At 62.9% G+C, this 7,856-nt stretch carries 7 protein-coding genes; all 7 read right to left on the bottom strand.

What is annotated here, in order from left to right:
* The coding region (locus RI841_RS12300; RefSeq protein ID WP_310705896.1) for a tripartite tricarboxylate transporter permease at window positions 1–1,389 on the bottom strand (1,389 nt) is incomplete at its 3' end.
* Window positions 1,390–1,426: 37 nt separating this feature from the next.
* Window positions 1,427–1,966 (bottom strand): tripartite tricarboxylate transporter TctB family protein, encoded by a 540-nt coding sequence (locus RI841_RS12295; protein ID WP_310705895.1) that lies wholly within the window; start codon window positions 1,964–1,966, stop codon window positions 1,427–1,429.
* Complete coding sequence (locus RI841_RS12290; RefSeq protein WP_310705893.1) at window positions 1,963–2,961, bottom strand: tripartite tricarboxylate transporter substrate binding protein; 999 nt, start codon at window positions 2,959–2,961, stop codon at window positions 1,963–1,965. The genes RI841_RS12295 and RI841_RS12290 overlap by 4 nt, the downstream gene beginning before the upstream one ends.
* Before the next feature lie 74 nt (window positions 2,962–3,035).
* A complete protein-coding gene (locus RI841_RS12285) occupies window positions 3,036–4,643 on the bottom strand; it encodes a gamma-glutamyltransferase family protein (RefSeq protein WP_310705892.1) in 1,608 nt (535 codons plus the stop codon).
* 20 nt (window positions 4,644–4,663) lie between these two features.
* Entirely contained in the window at window positions 4,664–6,181 is a 1,518-nt protein-coding gene (locus RI841_RS12280; RefSeq protein ID WP_310705891.1) for a tripartite tricarboxylate transporter permease, read from the bottom strand.
* A 14-nt stretch (window positions 6,182–6,195) separates the two neighbouring features.
* Entirely contained in the window at window positions 6,196–6,678 is a 483-nt protein-coding gene (locus tag RI841_RS12275) for a tripartite tricarboxylate transporter TctB family protein (RefSeq protein WP_310705890.1), read from the bottom strand.
* A gap of 56 nt (window positions 6,679–6,734) precedes the next feature.
* Window positions 6,735–7,697, bottom strand: coding sequence for a tripartite tricarboxylate transporter substrate binding protein (locus RI841_RS12270; RefSeq protein ID WP_310705889.1), 963 nt, complete (start codon window positions 7,695–7,697; stop codon window positions 6,735–6,737).
* Window positions 7,698–7,856: the final 159 nt, after the last annotated feature.

The following is a 7,856-nucleotide window of genomic DNA, read 5'->3' as shown; positions in this document are numbered from 1 at the left end:
CCAGTCTTCGTTGGTCATCAAGGCGCGGCGAAGGTTGGTCTCGGCGATCGGGCCGAGAATGACACCCAGTACCAGCGGGGCCAGCGGGTAGTCGAGTTTGGTCATGATGTAGCCCACCACCCCGATACCCAGCAGCAGGTAGATATCGGTGACACGATTGTTGAGCGTGAACGCGCCGACCAGGCAGCAGGTCAGTACCACCGGTACGATCACCGATTTGGGTATGCTGGTGACCTTGAGAAACAGGCGCATGCTGAGCAGGCAGATGATCAGCATCATGGCGCCGGCCACGAACATGGCCATGAACATGCCATAGACCGTATCGGCGTGATCCATGATCAGCCGAGGTCCGACCCCGATGCCATGGACCATCAGTGCCGCCATCAGCACGGCGTCGACGGCACTGCCTGGTATGCCAAGGGCTATCATCGGGATCAGCCCACCCCCGGACGTAGCCGAGTTGCCGGACTCCGACGCAATCACCCCTTCATTGCTGCCCTTGCCGAAGTCTTCGGGGTGGCGGGAGCCCCGCTTGGCCTGATCGTAGGCGAGCAGGTTGGCGATACTGCCGCCGGCGCCCGGGACCGCGCCGATGAAGACCCCGACCATGGAAGAGCGTAAAAGGTTGATGGGGTTCATCACGACCTCGCGCAGGGCCGCAAACGGTCGGAATTCGATACGGCCGGTGATCAATTCGCTTCCCTGTTGCACCTGTGCGGGGTTTTCTACCTCTCGCAGCAATTGGCTGACCGCATAGATGCCGATCAGTACCACCAGGAAAGGGATGCCTGCCGAGAGCACGCGGAGGTCGAAGGTGAAGCGGGTGACGCCCATCAGCGGGTCAGCGCCGACGGTGGCGATCAGCAGGCCCAATAGCCCAGCCATCAGGCCACGTACCATCGAGCGCCCGACCAGGCTGGCGACGATGGTCAGGGCAAAGACGACCAGCGAGAAGTATTCCCAAGCTCCCAGCTTGACGGCGATAAGAGCCAGAGGTGGCGCGGCGGCAATGAGTACCAGGGTGCTGATCAGGGTGCCGAAGAACGATGCCCAGATGCCGAGGGCCAAGGCACGCCCCGGCTCACCATTGCGCGCCATGGGAAAGGCATCGAAGGTAGTGGCCACTGCCGAGGGCGTGCCGGGAATGCCCAGTAGAGCAGCGCTGATCATGCCGCCGGTGTAGCCGCCGATATACACGGCCAGCATGGTAGCTACCCCTTGCAGTGGGGGCATGGTGAAGGTCAGCGGCAGCGTCAGGACAATCGCCATGGTGATGGTGAAGCCTGGAATCGCGGCAGCGATGACGCCCACGGTTACCCCTACCAGCATGGTCAGCAGGGTGAGAAGGGTAAAAAGCTGATCGGCCCCGGACAGTATGGCTTCCAGCATGAAGAGGCTCCTCGTGACGGTGACCTGATGGTGGGGCTCAGCCCCAAATGCCTCGTGGCAATGAGATGGTGAAAACGTGGCGGAACAGGCTGTCTAATCCGAACGACAACGCCAGTGCAATGAGTGCGGCGATGATCAATGCCCTGCCGCTTCGGGCTCCCAGCAGATACTGACAGGCGACCAGGAACGGGAAACTGGCCCAGCGGAATCCGACAACGGGAACCGCGGCGGTCAGCAGGCCGAAGAGCAGCAGTACCCCAAAGGCGAGCCGGTGGTGTAGTAGCCAGTCGCGCACGGCGCCGGACGAGAGCGTCGATGTGCGCTTTAGAATGGGTAACTCCTGGGCGATGATCATCACATTGAAGATGACCAGCAACGCAAGGACCAGCCTGGGAAAGGTGCCGGCCCCCATCGGCTCCCACATCGAGGAGGGCAGGTCGCCGGCACGCACGAACATATAAGCAAACAGCAGGGCCAGGAGGGCATTGAAGAGGATGTGCCCCCACGCCTTGGCCCGAAGAGCGTCGAGATAAGCCCGGTCATCCGATGACCGGGCGTGGTGAGTTGCATTGCTCATTGCTGCAGTTGCCCAGCGAGACGTTCGACAGTGGCATCGAGCCGCTCAAGGTGGGCGCGGTACGCGTCGGGGCCCATGAACTGGACCTCAGCACCCGAGTTGTTCACGGCTCGGACGAAATCCTCATCGCTAGCGGTGGATTCGAGAGCATCGGACAGCACGGCGATGCGTTCTTCCGGCGTTCCCTCAGGCGCGATCAGACCCCTGAGAATCGAGAGCTGCAGGTCCTCGTAGCCGAGTTCCATCAGGGTGGGGACGTCTGGCGTCTGCACCATGCGCTCGGTGTGACCCACAGCCAGGAAGGCCAGGTCGCCGTTCTCGACAAACTGGTTGCTTGAGGCGATGTCGCCCATGGCGGCATCGATATGGCCGCCGACCAGGGCGCGAATGCGCTCACCGGTGCCTTCGAAGCCAACGAAGCGAAATTCCAGATCTTCGGCTTCGGCGATCATCGCGGCGTGAAGGTGTGGGACACCTCCCAGGGTCACACCGAAGCGGATCTCGCCGGGGTTATCACGGGCGTAGTCGACGAAGTCCTCCATCGTTTCCCAGCCTCTGTCGGGGTTGACCGTGAGGTACTGGGGCGAGGCAGTGATCGACGCGACAGGCTCGAAATCGTCCCAGTTTAGAGGGGTCAGGCCCGTGTGGTGGGAGACCAGGAAACCATCGTGGACCTGTCCCACGGTATAACCATCGGCGGGGCGCTCGGCCAGATCGGCAAGTCCTATCGTGCCGCTGACGCCCGGCATGTTGATGACCGGCAGTGGCTCCCCAAGGTATTCCTCGATGTGGTTGGAGACCAGGCGCATCAGAATGTCGCTGCCTCCGCCAGGGCCCCATGGGACGATGAACTCGACGGGATCCTCCGGATAGGAGGCCTCCTGGGCGCTGGCGGAGGCACAGCCGATGGCGAGCACGGAGCCAGTGACGGCGGTGAAGACCCTGCGTGTCCAGGGTCGTGCGGTATCGTCGGTTTGCGAGTGTCCAAATCGCATGGTGTATCTCCTTGTCATTGTGATTGTTTGACCGGCTGTGAAGCGACCTCACCGCCGGCTGCCCACCCGGGTACTTACCAGGGCAGTACCGCTGCGTCGGTGCGGGGTTCTGTGCCGCCGCACAACACACCGGTTTCCGGGTCGCGCAGAATGATCTGTCCACGACCGAAACTCACGGAATCCGCCATCTTGACGATGTGATGACCGCGGCGCGCGAGCGCCTGGGCCAGGTGATCGGGGAAGTGGGGCTCGACCTCGACGGTGCGTCCCTTCGTCCACTTCCAGCGTGGCATGTCCAGCGCGGCCTGCGGGTTCAGGGCGTCCTCGAGCATGCCGGTGATCACCTGGACATGGCCCTGGGGTTGCATGAAGCCCCCCATGACACCGAACGGGCCCACCGCCTGGCCGTTGCGGGTGATGAAGCCGGGAATGATGGTGTGATAGGTGCGCTTGCCGGGGGCCAGGGCGTTGGCATGACTCTCATCCAGCTTGAATGACCAGCCGCGGTTCTGAAGGCTGATGCCCGTGCCGGGCACCACGATGCCGGAGCCGAAGCCTTTGAAATTACTCTGGATGAAGGACACCATGTTGCCCTCGGTATCCGCCGTGGCGAGATAGACGGTGCCGCCAGTGAGGGGGTTGCCATGCACCGGATCCAGCGCCTGCTCGCCGATCATGGCGGCACGTCCCTTGAGATACGCGTCGGCCAGCATCTGGTCGACGCTCGGCCGCATCGCATCACGGTCGGTGATGTGGTGCAGACCGTCTACATAGGCCAGTTTGGTGGCTTCGATGCGGCGGTGGAGGGTCTCGACCGGATCCCTTGCTTCTTCACCGAGGTGCTCCAGCATGCCGAGGGCCTGAAGGGCGATCAGGCCACAGCCGTTGGGCGGGATCTCCCAGATCTCGTGATCGCGGTAGTGGGTGCTGATCGGCTCCACCCACTCCGGTGTGAAGGCAGCGAGATCCTCGCGACGCAGCAGTCCACCGTGTTCGCGGAAGAAGGCATCGATGCGATCGGCCAGCTCGCCGTCATAGAAGGTCCGGGCACGGGTTTCAGCAATCAGGCGCAGGCTCTGCGCATGATCGGGGGAGGACCACATCTCGCCGGGGCGTGGCGCATGACCTCTTGGTGCGAAGGTCTCGAACCAGGGCTGGAAAGCCTTGTCATCGTAGCGGCGATAGGTATCGAAGGCCTCCTCCCACAGCTGATTGACCAACGGTGAAACCGGGAAGCCTTCTTCTGCCAGCGTGATGGCCGGTACCAGCAGGTCGGCGAAGGGCAGTCGACCGAAGCGTTCGGACAGCGTGGCCCAGGCGGCAGGAGCACCGGGAACGGTCACGGGAATGAGACCGTGCTCGGGCACCGCCTCGTGACCCAGTGCCTTGACGGCCTCGATGGTAGCGGCCTGTGGCGCGGGGCCACTGGCGTTCAGGCCATGCAGCTCACCATTCATCCAGACGATGGCGAAGGCGTCGCTGCCCAGCCCATTGGAGGTTGGCTCCACCACGGTGAGCGCTGCGGCGGTGGCGATGGCCGCATCCACGGCGTTCCCCCCCTGGCGCAGGATCTGCATGCCCGCCTCGGCGCCGAGAGCCTGTGAGGTGGCAACCATGCCGCGACGGCCAAACGTCGTCATGCGACGGGAGGGACTGGGGTAATAACGCGCATCGAATTGCATACGGGGTTCCTCTGTAGATGTCAGGCGTTGCGGGATATGGCCCCATCGGCCTGATGGCGCTTAATCTTGCGGTTCTGGTAGAGCGAAAAGATCACGGAGGCGATGGCCAGGGCCAGGAAGAGGGCCGAGAGCGGCCGTGTCAGGAAAGTCAGCCAGCTGCTTTCGAGCTCCAGGGCGCGGAATAGCTGACGTTCCAGGTTGTTACCCAGCACCACGCCGAGAATCAGCGGGGTCAGGGGCACCGCGGCCTTCCAGAGCAGGTAGCCGAGGATGCCGAAGGCGAACAGCACCCAGACGTCGAACAGGTTGTTGTTGAGCGCGTAGGAGCCGATGGCGCACAGCATCAGCACGACCGGAACGAGGATCTGCTGAGGAATCAGCGAGATCTTGGCGAACCAGCGCACCAGCAGCAGCTGACACAGCACCATGACCACCGCACCGATCAGCAGGCTGGCGTAGATAGCCCCCACCAGCACCGGATTTTGCTCGAACATGAGCGGCCCAGGCGTGATGCCGTGCAGGATGAGCACGCCCATCATGATGGCCATGGGGAGGTCGCCGGGAATGCCCAGCGCCAGGGTCGGCACGAAGGCACCACCTGCCACCGCGCTGTTGGAGGCTTCGGACGCGACGATGCCGTCCGGTATGCCGGTACCGAAGCGCTCGGGGTGGCGCGAGAACTTCTTTGCCTGATCGTAGCTGACGAAGTTGGCCACGGTGCCCCCGGTACCCGGCAAGGCGCCGACCAGACTGCCGATCAGCGATGAACGTAGCGTATTGAGCTTCTGGCCGGTCATGTCACGCAGGATCAGGGCGTAGGGTATGGCGACGTTGGTATCGGCGCCCTTGGCAGATTGCGGGTCGTCGCGCAGCTTCTCCAGGTTGCCCATCAGCTGGGAGAAGGCAAAGATACCGATCATCACCGGCAGCATCTCGAAACCGGCGCCGAGTGCATCGAAACCGAAGTCGAAGCGCAGGTTGCTGTTGCGGTCATAGCCCACAGTAGTGATCAGCAGGCCAAGGGCAGCCGCCAGCAGGCCCTTGAGCAGTGCACCATGCGAGAGACCGGCGACCAGGGTCAGGGCAAAGATGATCAATGCCGTGATCTCCCAGGGGCGGAAGTTCATGCTGAAACTGGCCAACAGCGGACCGAAATAGACCAGCACCGCCACGCTGATCAGGGTGCCGATGAAAGAGGCGGCGACGCCGACGCCAAGCGCGCGCCCAGGTTCCCCGCGTTGCGCCATGGGGTAACCATCGTAGACGGTGGTGATCGAGGAGGGCGTGCCGGGGATGCCCAGCATCACGCCGGAAACGATACCGCCCGAGTATCCCCCGACGAACACACCGACCATCAGCGAAACGCCACTGACAGGATCCATGGCAAAGGTGAAAGGAAACACGACCAGGATGGCCATGGTCACGGTGAAGCCGGGGATGCTGCCGCCGATGATGCCGAACAGTACACCTGCCAGGATCAGCAGCAGTACCGACGGAGTGCCGACCTGAGCAAGCGCTTGTAGAAAGAAATCAGCCATGGGTCACTCCGTCGTCAGGGTAGCCAGACGTTGAGGACAAAACGAAAGATCACGTAGACCAGCGGGGCGATGGTGCACGAGACCGCCAGGTTGATGATCCACTTGCGGCGTGTATCGATGCCCAGCAGCAGGGCCAGTGATGTCAACAGAAAAGCCAGCGTGGCGGGCAGGTAGCCGAGCAGCGGCAGCAGCAGGGCATAGAGTCCGAACAGGCCGAACAGTGACAGCACGGTACCGTTGTGCCTCGTCCATGCCGCTAGGGAGCGACGCGGCCGCACTGGCTCGGCCTTGCGGTCAGCGGGGGGTACGAAGAAGGTGCGCAGCAACAGCAGCAGGGACAGCACTGCGATGATGCCCAGCAGAATCTGCGGAAAAAGGGCCGAACCATAGGGTTGCCAGCTGGTGGGAGGTGCGATGTTGCGGGTTTCTGCCAGCAGGATGCCGGTCATGGCCAGCATGGCAAGTGCCAGGGCGCGGTCCTTGGTCAAGGTCAGCATGGTCTTGCTCTCCGTGCTTGCCCCGGAGATCCGGGTCTCCGGGGGCTAGCCACGTCTCAGTTCTGGAAGTCGATGTTTTCGGCGGCGGAGGTGAGTGCCGCTTCGTTTTCTTCCAGAAAGGCCTGGTACTCTTCCCCGGGCAGGTAGCGCACCACCGAGCCGAAATCGTTCTCGATGCGACCGCGGATCTCGTCATCTTCCAGTGCCTTGCCGTAGGCGTCCGCCACGGTGTCGAGGATCTCCTGCGGGGTGCCCTTGGGGGCGAACAGCCCACGACTGGTGGAATGGTCCATCTCGATCCCCTGCTCGCGCAGCGTCGCGACATCGGGCAGGCTGTCGAGCCGCTCGGGGTGAGCCACGCCCAGCGGGGTGAAGCTGCCGTCCTCGAAGAAGGCGCCGGCAGACGGCAGGTTGAACATCGCGAAGTCGATCTCTTCGGCGAGAAGGGCGGAGACCTGTTCGCCGGTATCGGGATAGCCGACCAGGCGCACGTCGGCCATGTCGATGCCCGCGGCATCGAAGAACTGCACCCAGAAGAAATGGTCCGTTGAGCTCGGGATCATGCTGAAGCGAACGTCACCCGGGTTTTCACGGACATAGTCGGCGATTTCCTCGGCGCTCTTGACCGGATGATTGGCGTGGGCAACCGGCAGATTGATGGTCTGGGTCAGCAGAGTGATGGGCTCGAAGGCATCGTAGGAGTAGTCCACGGTGCCGGCCAGCTTGGAGAGTGCGATGGTGTCATGGCTGCCCAGCAAGGTGTAACCATCGGGGTCGGCATCCTTGACGTTGCGGGATCCGAGCGTCGCGCCGGCGCCAGCCATGTTCACCGGCACGATCGATTCGCCCAGATGCTCTTCGGCCTCCGTCGAGATCAGCCGGAAGATGATATCGGTGGCGCCGCCTGGGCCGTAGGGGATGATCAGGCGGATGTCCTTCTCGGGATAGTCGGCCTGGGCGTTGCCGGCGATGGCAAGGCCCAGGGTGGCAATGATGGAGGTCAGCTTGTTGCGCATCATGGTGGTACACCTCGGATGTTGTGGCTTTTGTTGTGAGGTTCGGGCTACTCCGAACCAGGTGTGAGCGCGCTTCCGTTTCGGTTCATGTTATGGGTCATTGGGATTGTTCAGCCGAGAAAGAGTCCTCCGTAGGCCAGGGCAGCCATCACGATGAAGGCC

It is taken from the genome of Halomonas sp. (assembly GCF_031581305.1).
Lineage (GTDB): Bacteria > Pseudomonadota > Gammaproteobacteria > Pseudomonadales > Halomonadaceae > Halomonas.
Note: the sequence above shows the minus strand (reverse complement) of the source record. Positions and strands in the feature narration are given on the sequence as shown.